The sequence below is a fragment of the Micromonospora sp. RHAY321 genome, assembly GCF_023896955.1.
Taxonomy (GTDB): Bacteria; Actinomycetota; Actinomycetes; order Mycobacteriales; family Micromonosporaceae; genus Micromonospora.
In genome coordinates this window covers 376,558-392,575 of the sequence record NZ_JAMHIW010000001.1, presented here as the reverse complement: position 1 = coordinate 392,575, position 16,018 = coordinate 376,558, and the positions used below count along the sequence as shown (strand labels likewise).

At 68.5% G+C, this 16,018-nt stretch carries 14 protein-coding genes and 1 pseudogene; 12 read left to right on the top strand and 3 right to left on the bottom strand.

Features of this window, described 5'->3' with window-relative positions:
- Positions 1-79 precede the first annotated feature (79 nt).
- The 7 genes from M8C17_RS01835 (at position 80) to M8C17_RS01805 (ending at position 7,170) form a co-directional block, all read left to right on the top strand.
- The gene (locus tag M8C17_RS01835; RefSeq protein WP_252414386.1) at positions 80-661 is read left to right on the top strand and encodes an efflux RND transporter periplasmic adaptor subunit; all 582 of its coding nucleotides are present in this window, start codon (positions 80-82) and stop codon (positions 659-661) included.
- Between the two features lie 130 nt (positions 662-791).
- A complete protein-coding gene (locus M8C17_RS01830; RefSeq protein WP_252414384.1) occupies positions 792-1,487 on the top strand; it encodes a response regulator transcription factor in 696 nt (231 codons plus the stop codon).
- A 221-nt stretch (positions 1,488-1,708) separates the two neighbouring features.
- Entirely contained in the window at positions 1,709-3,190 is a 1,482-nt protein-coding gene (locus M8C17_RS01825) for a sensor histidine kinase (RefSeq protein ID WP_374556739.1), read from the top strand.
- A gap of 40 nt (positions 3,191-3,230) precedes the next feature.
- Positions 3,231-4,481: an efflux RND transporter periplasmic adaptor subunit gene (locus M8C17_RS01820; RefSeq protein WP_252414382.1), complete on the top strand. Its 1,251-nt coding sequence runs from the start codon at positions 3,231-3,233 to the stop codon at positions 4,479-4,481.
- Entirely contained in the window at positions 4,478-5,242 is a 765-nt protein-coding gene (locus M8C17_RS01815) for an ABC transporter ATP-binding protein (RefSeq protein WP_252414380.1), read from the top strand. Before M8C17_RS01820 ends, M8C17_RS01815 begins: the two co-directional genes overlap by 4 nt.
- On the top strand, positions 5,239-6,453 hold the full coding sequence (locus M8C17_RS01810; RefSeq protein ID WP_252414379.1) for an ABC transporter permease: 1,215 nt from the start codon (positions 5,239-5,241) through the stop codon (positions 6,451-6,453). The genes M8C17_RS01815 and M8C17_RS01810 overlap by 4 nt, the downstream gene beginning before the upstream one ends.
- Positions 6,454-6,507: 54 nt before the next feature.
- Positions 6,508-7,170, top strand: a complete 663-nt coding sequence (locus tag M8C17_RS01805) for a hypothetical protein (protein ID WP_252414377.1) — start codon at positions 6,508-6,510, stop codon at positions 7,168-7,170.
- A 510-nt stretch (positions 7,171-7,680) separates the two neighbouring features.
- Here the strand turns inward: M8C17_RS01805 and M8C17_RS01800 are convergent.
- The gene (locus M8C17_RS01800) at positions 7,681-8,634 is read right to left on the bottom strand and encodes a hypothetical protein (protein ID WP_252414376.1); all 954 of its coding nucleotides are present in this window, start codon (positions 8,632-8,634) and stop codon (positions 7,681-7,683) included.
- Positions 8,635-9,203: 569 nt separating this feature from the next.
- Between M8C17_RS01800 and M8C17_RS01795 the strand changes: the two genes are divergently transcribed.
- Genes M8C17_RS01795 through M8C17_RS01775 form a run of 5 tightly spaced genes read left to right on the top strand, consistent with a single transcriptional unit; the run spans position 9,204 to position 14,129 of the window.
- Complete coding sequence (locus M8C17_RS01795; RefSeq protein ID WP_252414374.1) at positions 9,204-9,902, top strand: response regulator transcription factor; 699 nt, start codon at positions 9,204-9,206, stop codon at positions 9,900-9,902.
- On the top strand, positions 9,899-11,380 hold the full coding sequence (locus M8C17_RS01790) for an ATP-binding protein (protein WP_252414373.1): 1,482 nt from the start codon (positions 9,899-9,901) through the stop codon (positions 11,378-11,380). The genes M8C17_RS01795 and M8C17_RS01790 overlap by 4 nt, the downstream gene beginning before the upstream one ends.
- Before the next feature lie 22 nt (positions 11,381-11,402).
- Positions 11,403-12,785: a ferric reductase-like transmembrane domain-containing protein gene (locus M8C17_RS01785; protein ID WP_252414371.1), complete on the top strand. Its 1,383-nt coding sequence runs from the start codon at positions 11,403-11,405 to the stop codon at positions 12,783-12,785.
- A gap of 19 nt (positions 12,786-12,804) precedes the next feature.
- Positions 12,805-13,326, top strand: a complete 522-nt coding sequence (locus tag M8C17_RS01780; protein ID WP_252414370.1) for an FMN-binding protein — start codon at positions 12,805-12,807, stop codon at positions 13,324-13,326.
- A 14-nt stretch (positions 13,327-13,340) separates the two neighbouring features.
- The gene (locus tag M8C17_RS01775) at positions 13,341-14,129 is read left to right on the top strand and encodes an FAD:protein FMN transferase (RefSeq protein WP_252414368.1); all 789 of its coding nucleotides are present in this window, start codon (positions 13,341-13,343) and stop codon (positions 14,127-14,129) included.
- A gap of 98 nt (positions 14,130-14,227) precedes the next feature.
- Here the strand turns inward: M8C17_RS01775 and M8C17_RS32255 are convergent.
- Positions 14,228-14,356 (bottom strand): annotated as a pseudogene (locus M8C17_RS32255) (hypothetical protein); the annotation flags it as partial.
- Between the two features lie 182 nt (positions 14,357-14,538).
- Complete coding sequence (locus M8C17_RS32095; protein WP_252414367.1) at positions 14,539-15,978, bottom strand: PKD domain-containing protein; 1,440 nt, start codon at positions 15,976-15,978, stop codon at positions 14,539-14,541.
- Between the last annotated feature and the right edge of the window lie 40 nt (positions 15,979-16,018).

Sequence of the window (16,018 nt, the reverse complement as noted above, 5' to 3'; positions counted from 1 at the left end):
GAACTGCTCGGGCGGTGCCGGTCAGTCCGATGGCGCCAGCAGCGGTGGAACCGACCCGCTCCTGCGCGCCCAGGAGCGCGTGAACAGCGCTGAGCTGACCCTCGGCGAGGCGAAGGACGCGCTGGCCGGCACGAAGATCACTGCGCCGGTCCCGGGCAAAGTGCTCACCGTCAGCGGTGCGGTCGGCGGCGAGGTCAACGGCGGCGCGACCATCGTCACCCTCGGCGACGTCGCCGGGATGGAGGTCGCGGCGAGCTTCCCAGAGGCGGACGCGGGGCGGCTTGTCAATGGTCTCGATGCGACCGTGACGCTCGCTGACCGGCCGGGGCAGGAATTCGCTGCCAAGGTGAGCCAGGTCGACCCGGTTGGCACAACGAACGGCCAGATGGTCACCTACGGGGTGGTGCTCGACTTCACCAAGGTGCCGGTCGACGCCCTGGTCGGTCAGAGTGCCAATGCCCGGGTCAAGGTCCAGTCCGTGACGAATGTGCTCCGGGTGCCTTCCTCGGCGGTGCGCACCGTCAGCGGTACATCCGGGTCCGTGCTCGTCCCGAGCGCGAACGGCCGTGACGAGCGGCAGGTGGTGATCGGCGTACGCGGCGATCAGTACATCGAGATCGTTTCCGGTCTCGTGGAGGGTGACAAGGTCCTGACCAACTGATGATCAGTCCAGCGAGCCCCTACCGCATTCCTAGCTGGCTCCCAGGCTGCCCCGATAGGGATGTGGCGCGGACGTTCACGATGAGGAGGGCTGGCGAGTGCGCCAACAGGCAGGGGAGTCGACTCGGCGGTTGTCCAGGGTGCTGGTGGTGGACGACGAGCCCAACATCTGTGCGTTGCTCTCGGCGACCCTGCGACTGATCGACTTCGACGTACGGGTGGCGCGTGGCGGGCGGGAGGCTCTCGCTGTCGCGGCTGAGTTCGAGCCGGATCTCGTCGTGCTCGACGTGATGATGCCCGACCTCGACGGGTTCCAGGTGGCGCAACGGCTGCGGGACACGGCGAGCGGCCAAGCCGTACCGGTGCTGTTCCTCACCGCGCGCGACACGGTCGAGGACCGAATTTCTGGCCTGACCGTCGGCGCCGACGACTACGTGACCAAGCCCTTCAGCCTCGAAGAGGTGGTCCTTCGGATCCGCGCCATCCTCCGCCGCAGCCGGGTCGAGCCAGCCAGTGCCGTGCTCAGCTACGCCGACCTGGAACTGGATGAGGACGCCCACGAGGTACGCCGGGGCGGCCGGGTGATCGACCTGTCACCCACCGAGTTCAACCTGTTGCGATACTTGCTGGTCAACCCGGGACGGGTGGTCAGCAAGGCACAGATTCTGGACCGGGTGTGGAAGTACGACTTCGGTGGTGATGGGCGCATCGTCGAGTCGTACGTCTACTACCTGCGCAAGAAGATCGATTGCTCAGGTCCGCCCCTGATCCACACTGTGCGCGGTTTCGGCTACGCGCTTCGGCTTCCCAGGGCGGCCGGCGAATGACGACGCCGCCCGGCCGCGGCATGCCGCCAGGCAATTCCGCCGCACCACCACCAGGCGGGCCGATTCCACCGGCCGGGCGGGGCGTGGCGTCACCGGAGCCGGGCAGGTCGTTCCACCGGCGGGCGATCACCCTCACTCATCGATGGTGGCGGCGCCTGCGTGAGCTGCCCCAGAGGGCGAGCCGACGGCGATTGCCCCCGCCCCGCCGCTGGGGGCACTGGATGCTGCGATCGAGGCTGGTCGTGGTCGTGGTCGCGCTCGCCGCAGTCGCGTTGATCGTGGCCAACATGGCCGGGCTGGTACTGCTCCGCTCGTACCTCACCGACCGGGTCGACGAGCAGCTCAAAGTGGCAATCCGACCGCTGACCAACGGTTCGGCCCAGCAGATGTCACCGGGCCCTCCACGTGCGTTGCGCATACCCGGCGGCGGCCCGGAACAGGCGACGCTGAGCTTTCGGGCAGATGGAACCCCGCTGCCGGGATACCTCTCCTCCGAAGCAGTTTCCCCACCCCGGTTGACTGACTTCGCCGACCTGACACGACGGGCCGACAACAACCAGCCATACACGGTGAACGCCGAGGACGACAACGGTTCCTGGCGAGTGCTCGTCGCTCACACCAGCAGCGGCGGGCTCGCCTTGGTGGCGCTCTCTCTGCAGGACGTCGACGCCACAGCCGACCGTCTGCTGCTGATCGACGGGGTCGTGCTGCTACTGGTGGTGCTCGCCCTCGGGCTTGCCGCGGCGCTGGTGGTGCGCATCGGGCTGCGTCCGCTCACCCGGATGGAGGCGATCTCCACGGAGATCACCGCAGGCGACCTGTCGCGCCGGGTCGACCAGACCGATCCACATACCGAGCCCGGCCGCCTCGGTATCGCGCTGAACACCATGCTCGACCGCATCGGGTCCGAGATGGCCGCACGAGTCGCCTCCGATCAGCGCCTTCGGCAGTTCCTCGCGGACGCGTCACACGAACTGCGTACGCCGCTGACCTCGATCCGCGGCTTCGCTGAGCTGTATCGCCGCGGTGGCGCGCCACCCGGGCCGATGCTGGACGAAACGATGGGCCGCATCGAGGGCGAGGCCGACCGGATGGGCGTCCTCGTCGAGGACCTGCTGCTACTCGCTCGGCTGGATCTGCACCGCCCGATGCGACGACAACCGGTCGACCTGCTCGCGATCGCCGCCGACACGATCCGCGACGCGCACGCCAGGCTGCCCGACCGGCCGATCCGGCTGGCCGCACTGGGGGCGGAGGAGGGTGGATTCGACGCGGTCACCGTCCTCGGCGACGAGCATCGCCTGCGCCAGGTGGCGACCAACCTCGTCGGCAACGCCCTGAAGCACACTCCACCCGGAACCCAGATCACGGTACGGGTGGGCCGGTTGACCTCCGGCGGATCGTCGTCCTCGGGGAGTGTTTCCGGCGGGCTGGCGGTCCTGGAGGTCGCGGATAACGGCTCGGGCATTCCGGCGCAACACGCGGAGCGAATCTTCGAGCGTCTCTACCGGGTCGACTCCAGCCGGACCCGCAGCTCGGGAGTCGGGGGCTCCGGTCTCGGTCTGTCCATCGTGGCGGCGATCGTGCAGGGCCATGGTGGCCGGGTTGACCTGACCACCGCCGAGGGGTCGGGCGCCACATTCCGGGTGCTCCTACCGGCCGCGGACGACGAGGGCCTCGGCTCTCAGCCCGTTCCGAGCTAGTCCCGGGTCCGCTTCGAGGTAGCCCGGTCAACCTGTCTCCATGCCTGTGCGACGTCTGCCCTTCGCACGCCGCCCATGGGTGCTCGTCAACGCCGTGCTCGGCGTCGCGATCGCCGGGGGTGCGATGTGGGCCTATATGACCTTCGTCAAACCCGATCCGAGCTTGGCGGCGGCCAACGGGGGGATCCGTACCGTCGCGGTGGCGCAGGGAAAGGTGACATCAACCGTCTCCGCCTCCGGAACCGTGCAGAGTGCGACAACAGCGGACCCAGCTTTCGCCACCAACGGCACAGTGAGCGAGGTCCGTGTCAAGGTCGGCGACGTGGTTGCCAAGGGGGCGGTCCTGGCCAAGGTTGACGCTACCGCCGCCAAACGGCAGCTCACCGCGGCCCAGGCCGACCTCGACGCGGCCACTGCGGCGCTGAACCGAGCCGAGGACGCCGGTTCGGACACCAGCGACGCCGAGGCGCAGGTGACCAGCGCGGAACTCGAGGTGGAAAAGGCCCAGGAGGCGGTCGACGGCACCACCCTGAAGGCCCCGATCGCCGGGACCGTCGTCGCCGTCAACGGCAGTGTCGGCAGCTCGTCCGGCGCATCGAGCTCCGGCGGCTCCACCTCGGGCGGTCCGACATCCGGTGCAACGACCTCCGGTTCGACGGGCGGTAGCTCCAGCTCGACGGGCGGCTCGACCAGCTCATCGGCCGGCTTCATTCAGCTGGCCGATCTGTCCAAGCTCGAGGTGTCGGCAGCGGTTGCCGAGACCGACGCCACGAAGCTGAAGGCCGGTCAGACGGCCTCGGTTAGCTGGAACGCACTAGCCGGTGCGACCGCCACCGCGAAACTCGGCTCGATCGACCCCAACGCGACGACCTCGAACAATGTGGTCACCTACGGTGTGATCTTCACGCTGGACGACCTTCCCGACGGGGTCCGAGCCGGGCAGACCGTGAACGTCTCGGTCACGGTCGGAGAGGCGGACAACGTCATCTACGTCAACCCGGCCGCGTTGACCACGGTCGGTGCCCGGCAGACCGTGATCGCGGTGAGAAACGGCCAGCAGGAAACCCGGTCTGTGGAGATCGGGCTGACCGGCGACCAGGGCGTAGAAATCACATCAGGCCTGCAGGTCGGTGAGCAGGTGGTCCTGAAGACATCCTCGTCAGGCACCAGCGGCAACGGCGGTCCCGGCGGCGGCCTCCCGGGCGGCGGTGGCTTCCCAGGTGGTGGCGGCGCCCCCGCCGGTGGCGGCGTTCGGGGTGGCGGCGCCGCACCGGCAGGTGGTGGACGATGAGCGCGCTGACCGGGCCCAAGCCGGTCCTCGACGTACGGGAACTGACCAAGGTGTACGGCGAGGGGGAGGCGATCGTTCAGGCGCTGCGTGGCGTCTCGCTCCTTGTCACGCAGGGCGACTATGTGGCGATCATGGGTTCGTCCGGCTCCGGCAAGTCCACACTGATGAACATCCTGGGCTGTCTCGACGTGCCGAGCCGCGGCCAGTATCTGCTCGACGGGGTGGACGTCAGCCGGCTCAACGAGAATCAGCTCGCCCTTATCCGTAACCGTCGGATCGGCTTCGTCTTCCAGTCCTTCAACCTGATTCCCCGAACGAGCGCGATGGCCAACGTCGAACTGCCGCTGGCCTACGCCGGGGTGAAGTCAGCCGAACGGCGCCGCCGGGCGATGGCCGCGCTGGACCGGGTCGGGCTTGCCGATCGGGCCGACCACCAGCCCAACCAACTCTCCGGCGGCCAACAGCAGCGGGTCGCGGTGGCTCGCGCGCTCGTGACCGAGCCCGCGCTGGTGCTGGCGGACGAGCCGACGGGAAACCTCGACAGCCGGTCCACCGACGACGTGCTGGCAGTCTTCGACCAGCTGAGCGAGGCGGGTCGCACCATCGTGCTGATCACCCACGAGCCGGAGGTGGGTGACCGGGCGAAGCGCCTGATCAAGCTTTTCGACGGACAGATCTCCTCCGACGTCCGCCAGGACGGCGCGCCGCACGGCGGCCGATTGGAGGACCAGCAGACCATCCTCATGGAGCGCCTCCGATGAGCTTCTTCGAGATTCTGCGGTTCGCCGTGGGCGGCGTGACCGCCAACAAGCTGCGCTCGGCGCTCACCATGCTCGGCATTCTGATCGGCGTCGGCGCGGTGATCCTGCTGGTAGCGGTCGGTAACGGCTCGGCCAAGCAGATCACCGACCGGATCGCGGCCATGGGCAGCAGCACCGTCACCGTGCAGAGCACGTCACGCGGGACCACCGGTGGGATCACACTGGAGACGGCCAAGGCGTTGAAGGATCCGGTCCTCGCACCGAACGTCAAGACCGTCTCGCCGGTGATCAATGCCACCTCGTCGACGATGACGTACCAGGGCTCCGACCACGCGGTACCCCAGTTCATCGGCACCTACCCCAGCTATTTCGCGGCTTCCAACACCCCGGTCGGCAGCGGAACGGCGTTCACCGATGAGGACCTCGCCCAGGGTCGTCGGCTGGTCGTCATCGGGCAGACCGTCGCCGAGACCCTGTTCCCCGGCACCAATCCGGTCGGCGCGGAGGTGACCGTCAGCGGCGCACTGTTCACCGTGATCGGTGTGCTCGACGAGAAGAGCTCCTCGTCCGGATTCCAGGACGCGAACGACGTGGTCGTGGCGCCGCTGACCGCAGTGCAACAGGTGTTGACCGGGTACGGCCCGGTGAACTCAGTCATCGTCGAGGCGACCAGCGCGGCGAAGGTGACCGACGCCCAGGCGGAGGTCGCCACGATTCTTGACCAGCGACTCAAGGTCACGCCGACGACCACGGGCAACAGTGCGAGTTCAACGCCGTACCGGATCCAGAACGCCGCTCAGCTGCTGGAGACCCAGACCCAGACGGCAAGTACCTTCACCGTGCTGCTTGGTGCGGTGGCGGGCATCAGCCTCCTGGTCGGCGGCATCGGGATCACCAACATCATGCTCGTCACGGTGACCGAGCGGACCCGGGAGATCGGAATCCGCAAGGCGCTGGGTGCCCCACGTCGGGTCATCCTCACCCAGTTTCTCGTCGAGGCGACCATGCTGAGCCTGATCGGCGGCGGGCTGGGCGTCGCGATGGCGCTCATCGGCAGCCAGTTCACCATCGTCGGCGTGAAGCCGGTGATCGTTCCGAGCTCGATCGTGCTGGCGCTGGGTGTCTCCGTCGCGATCGGACTCTTCTTCGGCAGCGTTCCGGCCAGCCGCGCCGCAGGCCTTCGGCCGATCGACGCACTTCGCTACGAGTGATCTCGGAGAATACCCATGACGGATTCAGTTGAGCGGGGACGCCAGGGAGCCGGGATGCATCGCGGAACCCCGACCCAGGGCCTTGTCGCGACCCAACGTCCCCAGCAGAGGCAGACCGACGACACCGCTGCCGCACTGCCGGGCCAGGACGGCGGCCGGCCGAACGGCCACACTGGCGGCCCACCTGACGACGACGGACTGATGCGCGAACTCGCCGCAGCGGGACACCGACGCTATTGGAACACCTGGACGGTCTACCTCGGGGCGGTCGTCCTGCTGGTGGGGGGCTTCTTGATCGGCGCTCAGGTGCAGAAGTCGCAGGCGACGTCGACACCGGCCAGTCCGGGCGCCGGTGCCCGAGGAGGCCAGGCGCAGGGTGGCGCCGGATTCGCCGGGGCACGCGGCAGTGCCCAGGGAAGCGCGGGCCAGCCGGGCGGGCAACCCGGGGGCGCGGCCACCCCCGGTGACGCCAGTGCGGCCGGTAGCGCGGCGGGCAAGGCCACCACCGGTACCGTGAAGCTGGTAGACGGGACCACCGTCTACATGCAGACCGACGACGGCAGCGTGCTCACGGTGAAGACCGGCGACGGCACCGCCGTAAAGATCGCGAAGGACGGCTCACTCAAGGACCTCAAGGCCGGTGACACCGTCACCGTCGAGGGAGCCGACTCCGCCGGTACGGTCACCGCGACGAGCGTCATCGGTCAGCCGAAGTAGCGCGGCGTTGAGAGATGGTGGAACTTCTCCGCCCAGCGGCGGAGAGGTCTCCACGATCTATCTCGTGGAGTGCCACCACCTCCTTCCTGGCCGATCAGTGGTTGGAACGAAGCCGGCAAGATGCTGCAGGCGTGCGCGGCACCGGCCTGGACGGTGGCACCGGCCATCAGTGCATCAGCGACCTACCAGCACTCGGCGCCGAAGCCGCCTAGCCGTTCCACGAGCAGGGCGACACCGGACGGTTCGACGAGCACCCCTGATGGCCAAGATCGTGCCTATCCCGCGGCGCCTGATGTCGGCGCTCGACGGCGACCTCCGTAGGGGCGTCGCCGGGCAACTCGGCGACCACAACGAGTTCAATGCCGCTGGCACTGGCTTGGCTCGCCCACCTTCCGCGCCCGGGTGACCCACTCGGTCTACAACCCGGCCCGCCACGGCGGCACGGGCCGCACCCCCTTTCGGCGTACGGCCCGCGCGTCGACTGCAGTCGTGTGCGCTCTGCCGGGGCGGCTACTCGGCCCCGATGACCTGGAAGTCCTGGTTGACGAAAATGTGGTGCGGCCAGTTGACACCGATGTTGTGCACTTCGTACTCGCCGCTGCTCAGCTGCACCACACGGTCGACGACGCCGCCGGGGTACGCGGCCAGGGCAGCCTTCGTCGCCTTGTCCGCCGTGGGTCCGCTGACGACCGCGCCCGACCCCTCGCTGTAGCTCCCCGGGATCTGACCGACCTGCTTAGCCTCGCTTGGAGCACCACGCTGGAAGGGAACCACCTGGGCGGCAGAGGAACTCGCCGATCCGCCGTCGGTCGGTTGCACGATGACCTGGGTGGCCGTAATGGTCGTCCCGCTGGTCGTCCCAAGGACGAGGACGGGTTCGCCGGCGGTGACGGCACTCGAGGTCGAGCTCGTCCCGTTCTCGTACGTGGTGGAGGACGTCTCGTTGACGGTCACCTTCTGACCCCCAGAGGTCGACATGGTGAAGCTCGACGTCGACACGCTGTCGACCTTGCCGATCGATCCTCCTTCGGCAGGCCCGGATCGAGCATTCGATCCCCCGCCGCCGGATCCGTCACCGCCAGGGAAGCCCCCGCCGGGCGCGCCATGTCCTGCCGTTGTCGAGGGGGCGGAGGCTGCCGTCGAGGGGGCTGTCGCCTGGGAAGCCGTGGCTGTCGCCGAGGGGGAACCAGCCAGACCGACCGAAACTGCGATCCCCGCACATCCCAGCGCAGCGGCCGCGATCCAGCCCCGCTTCTTGTTCGACAGCAATCGTCGTACCCCCGATCGGTGTGCCTGCTCGGCCGTGCCTACCGACGCGGACATGTCTGGCGAAGACGCCAGCGGGAACGGCGGCGCAGCACCGCCGCCGCCTGGACTTTCGGCAACCGACGGCCCTGACGTCGCGCTCGAAACCGAGTCGGCGGAAAGGGTCTGATCAGAAGTTTCCGGGTCGTACTCGTTCATGGTGGCGCTCCTCTCGATCGGTCAGTCAGGCAAGAGTGGCGGCCAATTCTGTGAGTGCCCTATGGGCGAGCATTGAGTTGCCAAAGCAAGCAAATTGGTAGCTTGTGACGCGTTCATTCGCACCCTTTCCGCCCCGCAGAGCACTCTGCGTTCTTTGCCCCGCTCGACCGTGCCAGCCTCAGGATCGGCGGGACTAGGAAAGCCGTGACACCTGTTTCTGGACCCCTGCGTCGCGGCGTTGACCTCGGCCGGCGATCCTGGCGTACTTGGCCGGCGCCCATCAACTGCGGGTCAGACAAGCCGACCCTCGGGCGGCACGACCGCGACGTGCTGGTGACGGTTCTCGTTGTTGCGAACCTGACTGCCACGGTCCTGCGGTTCCTTCTCCTGCGGGTGTGGGTATTCCGCGTGGCCCGGAGTCGCCCGGCGATCTCAGCCCGGGCACAGCCGGCGAACCGGCAAGCGTGAAGGGTGACCTGCTGCTGCGGGCGCTGCGCAGATTCTCATCGGATTCTCACCGCCGTGGGCTATGACGGTTATGAGGGACCTTCACGGAAGGCGGGACTTCGGTGCGAATTCTGGTCGTCGATGACGAGGCGGCGGTGCGCGATGCTCTGTCCCGCCTGCTGCGGTTTGAGGGCTACGAGGTCTGCTTGGCCGCTGATGGGGCATCCGGTCTGGCGGAGGTACGTGACCGGAAACCGGACGCGGTGATTCTCGATGTCGCGATGCCGGGGCAGGATGGGCTCTCCGTGTGCCGGGCTCTGCGGGGTGACGGAAACCTGGTTCCGGTATTGATGCTGACCGCGCGGGAAAGCGTTGGCGACCGGGTCGCCGGGCTCGACGCAGGGGCGGACGACTACCTGGTGAAACCGTTCGCGTCGCAGGAGCTGCTGGCCCGGATCAGGGCGCTGCTACGCCGGTCGGTATCCGCCGGGTCCGACGTCGCCCGCGACGCTGGCCCGTGGCTGCGCTTCGAGGACATGTCGCTGCACCCACTGACCCGGGAGGTGCGCCGGGGCTCGCGGGACATCCAGCTGACCCGCACCGAGTTCGCGATCCTGGAGGTGTTTCTGCGTCACCCCCGCCAAGTGCTCACCCGCGCGCTGTTGCTCGAGCACGTGTGGGGGTACGACTTCGGTGTCGCCTCGAACAGCCTGGACGTCTACATCGGCTATCTGCGTCGGAAGTTGGAGTACGAAGGCGAGCCACGGCTGCTGCAGACGGTCCGGGGTGTTGGCTATGCCCTACGTTCCGGCACATCGTGACCGAGCGGGATCGGGGTCGTATCGCCGGTCTGCCGGGACGGCTGGGCTGGCGTCGGCTGTCGCTGCGGTCCCGCATCGCGCTGATGTCCGCCATTGCCGTGGCGGTCGCCGTGGTCGCGGTGTCCGCGGTCCTGTTCGTCGTGGTCGCCACCCAACTGCGCCACCAACTCGACCAACAGCTCAGGTCCGACGCCCACACGGTCGCCGAGCGACCCGGAGACCGGTGGGGTGCCGGGAGCGATCCCGACCGCGACCATGATCATGATCTGGGTCCACGGGTGCAGGTGCTCGACGAGTCGGGCCGGCCAGCGCTCGCGACCGACGTGTCGCCACCGCTGCCGGTCACCCCTACGGCGATGACGGTGGTCAACGGCGAGCGCGCAGAGGGCTTCGAGAACGTCCACATCGACGGCGAGGAGTACCGGATGCTCACCATTGCCGCCGAACACGGCGGCACGGTGCAGGTTGCCGCGAGCACCGACGGCGTCGAGCGCCCGCTCGCCCGGATCGGGCTGATCCTCGTGGCGGTGAGCACCTGTGGAGTGACGATCGCCACCGTGCTCGGTTTCCTGGTGGCTCGTACCGGACTGGCACCGGTGCACCGGCTCACCAGGGCGGTCGAGCACGTCGCCGCCACCAACGACCTGAGCAGTCGCATAACGGTCAGCGGCCAAGACGAGATTGCCCGGCTGGCCCAGGCATTCAACGCCATGCTGGCCGCGCTGCAGTCGTCGCGCGCCGCGCAGCGGCTGCTGGTGGAGGACGCCGGCCATGAACTGCGGACTCCGCTGACCAGCCTGCGGGCCAACATCGAACTGCTGATCCGGACGGACGAGCAGGCCGGAACAAATCGGGTCCTGACCGCCGAGGATCGCGCCGCGTTGCTGCGCGACCTGGACGCGCAGACAGGTGAGTTGACCCAGTTGGTGGGCGAACTGGTGGAACTCGCCCGCGAGGAGACCGGCGCCGAACCGGTGGAGAGGGTGGACCTGGCCGACCTTTTGGAGCTGTCCACCGAGCGGATCCGCCAGCGCTGGCCGCAGGTGAGGTTCGCAACTGAACTGGACCCGGTCGCGGTGCCTGGCCGGCCGGCGTCACTGGAGCGCATGGTCATCAATCTGCTCGACAACGCGGCCAAGTGGAGCCCCGAGCAGAGTCCGGTGCGGGTACGTCTGCGGGCGGTCGCCCGCCCTCTCGATGACGAACCCGCCGACTCCCGGCGGTGGGCGGAGCTGACGATCTCGGACTCCGGACCGGGCATCGACGAGGCAGACCTGCCGCTGATCTTCGAACGCTTCTACCGGGCAACGGCAGCGCGGGCCATGCCCGGTTCAGGGCTGGGACTGGCGATCGTGGCGCAGGCGGTGGAACTGCACGACGGCACCGTGACGGCAGGCCGGTCGGAGACCGGTGGCGCAGTCTTCACGGTGCGCCTACCGGCGCTCGACGCTAACCAAAGCCTTTCATCGGTCTCTTAGGTTCTGCCGCCAAACTTGCCGCATGATCGGTCGACACACGGCGAAACAGCCGCGAGAGCCGGCCCGATGGTGGGCGGACGCGGTAGGTACGGTCGCGATCGCCAGCATGGTCGTAGTGGTCGCGCTGTGGCTGCACGACACCGGCCTGCAGGCGCTGACCGTAAGCGGAACCTCGGCGGCCACGTCACTGGGCCGGCTGACCGGCCTGCTCGCCAGCGATCTGCTGCTGATACAGGTCTTCCTGATGGCCCGGGTGCCGTGGGTCGAGGGCAGATTCGGCCAGGACCGGCTGACCCGCTGGCACCGGTACACCGGGTTCACCTCGTTCTGGCTGATGCTCGGCCACATCGTGCTGATCGTCGTCGGATACGCCGCCAGCGGCCACACCAACGTTGTGTCCGAGAGTTGGCAGCTAACCACCACCTATCCGGGGATGCTGCTCGCGGCGGCCGGTACGGCTCTGCTGATCGGGGTGGTGGTGCTGTCCATCCGGGCGGCTCGGCGACAGCTGCGCTACGAGTCCTGGCACCTCCTGCACCTGTACGCCTACCTGGGCGTGGGACTGGCCCTGCCCCACCAACTGTGGACGGGTACCGAGTTTGTCGCCTCGCCGGCCGCCCGGGCCTACTGGTGGTCCGCCTACATCCTGTGCGCCGGCAGCGTACTGGTGTTCCGGCTGGGACTGCCGCTGTGGCGCAGTCACCGGCACCGGTTGCGCGTGCGAAAGGTGACATGGGAGGCGCCGGGCGTGTTCTCGATACACATCTCCGGCCGTGACCTGCACCGGCTGCCGGCCCGAGCCGGGCAGTTCCTCAACTGGCGGTTCCTGACCGGTACGGGCTGGACCCGGGCCCACCCGTACTCGCTGTCCGCGCCACCGCGCGGCGACCTGCTCCGCATCACCGTACGCGCCAACGGAGACGACGCGGACCGGGTCGCCGGCGCTCGCCCGGGCACCCGCGTGCTGATCGAGGGTCCGTACGGGCGACTTACCGGCAGGGTCCGCACCCAGCGGCAGATCCTGCTGCTCGGCGCCGGGATCGGGATCACGCCGCTCCGCGCGTTGCTGGAGGAACTGCCCTACCGGCCGGGCGAGGCAGCCCTGGTGTACCGGGCCAACGCCCCGAGTGACTTCGCCCTGCGCTCGGAGTTGGATGCCATCGCCCGACATCGTGGCGCGCAGGTTCACTACCTCGACGGCCCGTCGCCCGCCCGCGGGTCCTGGCTGCCGGCATCGCTGGCGCACCTGCCCGACCGGGACGTGCTGCTGCGGATAGCCCCGAACGTGGTGGACCGCGACGTGTACCTGTGCGGGCCGCCGCCCTGGATGGACGCGGTACGGACCGCGCTGCAGGCCGCGCAGGTGCCGAGCAGGCAAATTCACTGCGAAGCCTTCGCCTGGTGAGACGGAAGAGGAGGACGACATGCGACGAATCACCCTGGCCCTGGTGAGCACCATTGCCGTACTGGTCCTGCTCTTCAGCTACCGGACCAGCACGGCCGGCCTACCCGGAGGGGCCAGCACGGCGCCACCCGGCATCGTCGGACCAGCCGTCCCCGGCGCGGCGCCCCAGACCGGCGTGGCCGGGACCGGGGCGGCCGGGACCGGGGCGGCAGGAACCTCCCCGCCGGGCGGCGCGACCTCGGCACCTGCCAGCGGCACGACGACGGTCAACGGGACCGTCGTGGACAACGGCTTCGGCCCGGTTCAGGTCCAGGTGAAAATCTCAGGAGGCAAGATCACCGACACGACCACGCTGGCGCTGCCCCCCGACGGCCATTCGCAGCGGATCAACTCCTACGCGGTGCCACAGCTACGCCAGGAGGTGCTCAGCGCGCAAAGCGCCCATGTTGACACGGTCAGCGGAGCAACCGCCACGAGCGAGGCGTACACCCAGTCGTTGCAGGCCGCGCTGGACGCGGCCCATCTCGGCGGGGGCTCGTGATGACCCAAGGATCGGTGAGCACACCACGACGGTCGTGGGTCGAGCAGATCATGGGCATGCCGATCTCGGTGCAGGTGCGAGCAGAGGCACACACGCCGGCTGTGGCCAGCGCGGTGGCCGTGGTGTTCGACGAGTTACGTGCGGTTGACCGGTTGTTCAGCACCTACCGGCCGGACAGCCAGGTCAGCGAATTGAACCGAGGGCGGTTGAGCATCGCTGACAGTGATCCGCTGGTGCGCGAGGTGCTGAAACTGTGCGAGGAGGCGCGGCGGCGGACCGACGGCTATTTCGACGCGATGCTGCCGGGGCCCGAGGGTCGGCTGCGGTTCGACCCGTCCGGGCTGGTGAAAGGGTGGGCGGTGGAGCGAGCGGGCCGGCTGCTCGCCGAGCGCGAGGTGACGGACTTCAGCCTCAATGCGGGTGGGGACATCCTCCTACGAACCGGCTCCGACCAGCCGGACTGGCGGGTCGGGGTGGAGGATCCCGCCGCGCCGGACCACCTGCTAGCGGCGCTGCCGATCCGAACCGGCGCCGTCGCCACCTCGGGCACCGGCCGTCGCGGCGCACACATCCTCGATCCGTACACCGGTCGGTCTCCGGTCGAGGTGGCTTCGGTGACGGTGGTTGGTCCCTCGCTGACCTGGGCGGACGTGTACGCCACGGCTGCGGTCGCCCGCGGCGCCGGCGGGATCCGGTGGCTCGCCGACCTGACCGGCTACCGGGCTCTGATCGTCGACGCCACCGGCGCCCTGACCGCCACCGCTGGCGGCATGGCCGCCGAGCGGCAAGCGACGCTCTGCTGACGGGCTCGACGACGTCATCCTGATGGGTGTCGCCTGCACAGCCCGAACACCGGCCGATTCCTCTCCGTCGACCCGGTACAGGGTGGCTCGGCAAACGACTACCTTCGCAGCCCGAAACACCACCCGATCGAAGCCGCGCGGCGGTCAAGCGCCGGCGCCAAGTCATCGCGGGTCGCATAGCCCAAGAACGCGATGACGTCGAGGAAGCTCGACTTTCCCGCGCCGTTAGGGCCAACGAGACGTTCAACGCCCTCAGATGAACCTTCATGGCCTGATCATCAAGACGAACTCGTCGATCGGCCCGCGAAGGCTGCTCGCCGGCGACCCGGCGTCACGAGATGACGTGATCGCGCTGCTGAGAGCCCTCTGCTGAGAACCCCCGGGTCCGGGACCCGGGGGAGTCGAGCACTCAGACGATCTTGACGGGAGTGGAGAGCAGTTCGTTGTCCGCCGGGATCGCGTCCCGGTTCGGACTCAGGTCCGCGGCAGCCCGGAAGGTGAGCTTCCCGAGGGCCAGGTCGTCGGCTGTCACCGTATAGGTGAACGCAAAGCGAGTGGTCTTTCCGGTCTCCCTGACCGGAACAATCTGGTTCAGCGCCCCGAGGTGGGAGTAGTCTCCCGCGACGCTCTTGTAGAGGTCCACCTGGACGCTCTCCTCGTACCGGGTGTTCTGGACGTGGACCTCAACCGTGACGGTCTGCCCCACCTTGGCGCTCGTCGGCACCTTCACCCGCACGATCGCCACGTCGTGGGTACGCACCTGGACCACCCGGGTGATCGAGTCGCTGCGCCCGTCCGACGTTTCCACCGTCAGCCTGACCGGGTAGTCACCGTCGCGGGGGAAACGGTGGTTCGCGTTCGGCTCCGTCGAGGTCGTACCGTCGCCGAAGTCCCAGGCGAAGGACTCGAGGCCCGCGCCGGCCGGATCGTGGGCGGTGTTGGAAAACGCGACGATGTCGAACGAATTGGGATCGCTCCGGTAGTAGGCGAAGTTGGCGACGGGAGCGGGCGCCTCCGCCAACTGGAAGGCGTGCGAGGCGATGCCGTCGCCGCTGACCTGGAACAGGTACGTCCGGCCGGCTTGCGCCACGAAGGTCAGCGAGCGGTAGTCGTAGAGACCGGTGCACCGGACGGAGGACAGGCCGCCGAGCGAGGAGCCGAGGTACACGTTGATGCCGGCGTACATCGGGTTCGTCTGGGCGACGACCGACACGGTGGTCGTCGGCGTGTACGAGTACCAGGTGGTGTGCTGTGAGGAAGCGCAGACCGACCTCTCGCCCGCCTCCCGGGTGGCACCTTCATAAGGCTGGGTGTTCGAGTAGGGCAGCCCGGTGACCGCGGTCGCGTCGGCGAAGTTGTCGTTCGGCGGCGGCGGGACGTAGCCGACCGAGAACCGGAGCGACCCGCCGCCCACCCCGCCGTTGCCGCAGCAGACACCGACGATGAAGCGGTAAGTGGTCCCGGCGGTGACCGGGAAGGCGACCCTCGACTGCTGCGCCTGGTAGTCGTCGTTGCAGGCCAGCTGAGTGAACGCCCCCGGCTCGCCGGTCCAGGCGGAGAGCACGGTGTCGTAGTCGCTGCCGATCGTGTCGGCCTGCAGGCGGCCGTCCCGCTCTGGCGTGACGGTGAACCAGACCGACCCCTTGTTGGAGCAGGTGGTCGGGTCGTTCGGGCCTGTCGTGGCGCCGCTGGTGTCGATGGTGGTGGTGAAAGGAAGGGTCTCCACCGCGATGGCGGCGGAGTAGTCGTCGTTGCTCGGCGCGGCGAAGGCCGCAGTCTGCCCCGCGGCGAGCAGAGCGATCACTCCTACGAGAGCGACGACGAGTCGTGCGGCATGGCGTCTGACCACTGGATGTACTCCTCGGTCTGCTATCCCTTGTGGATATGAC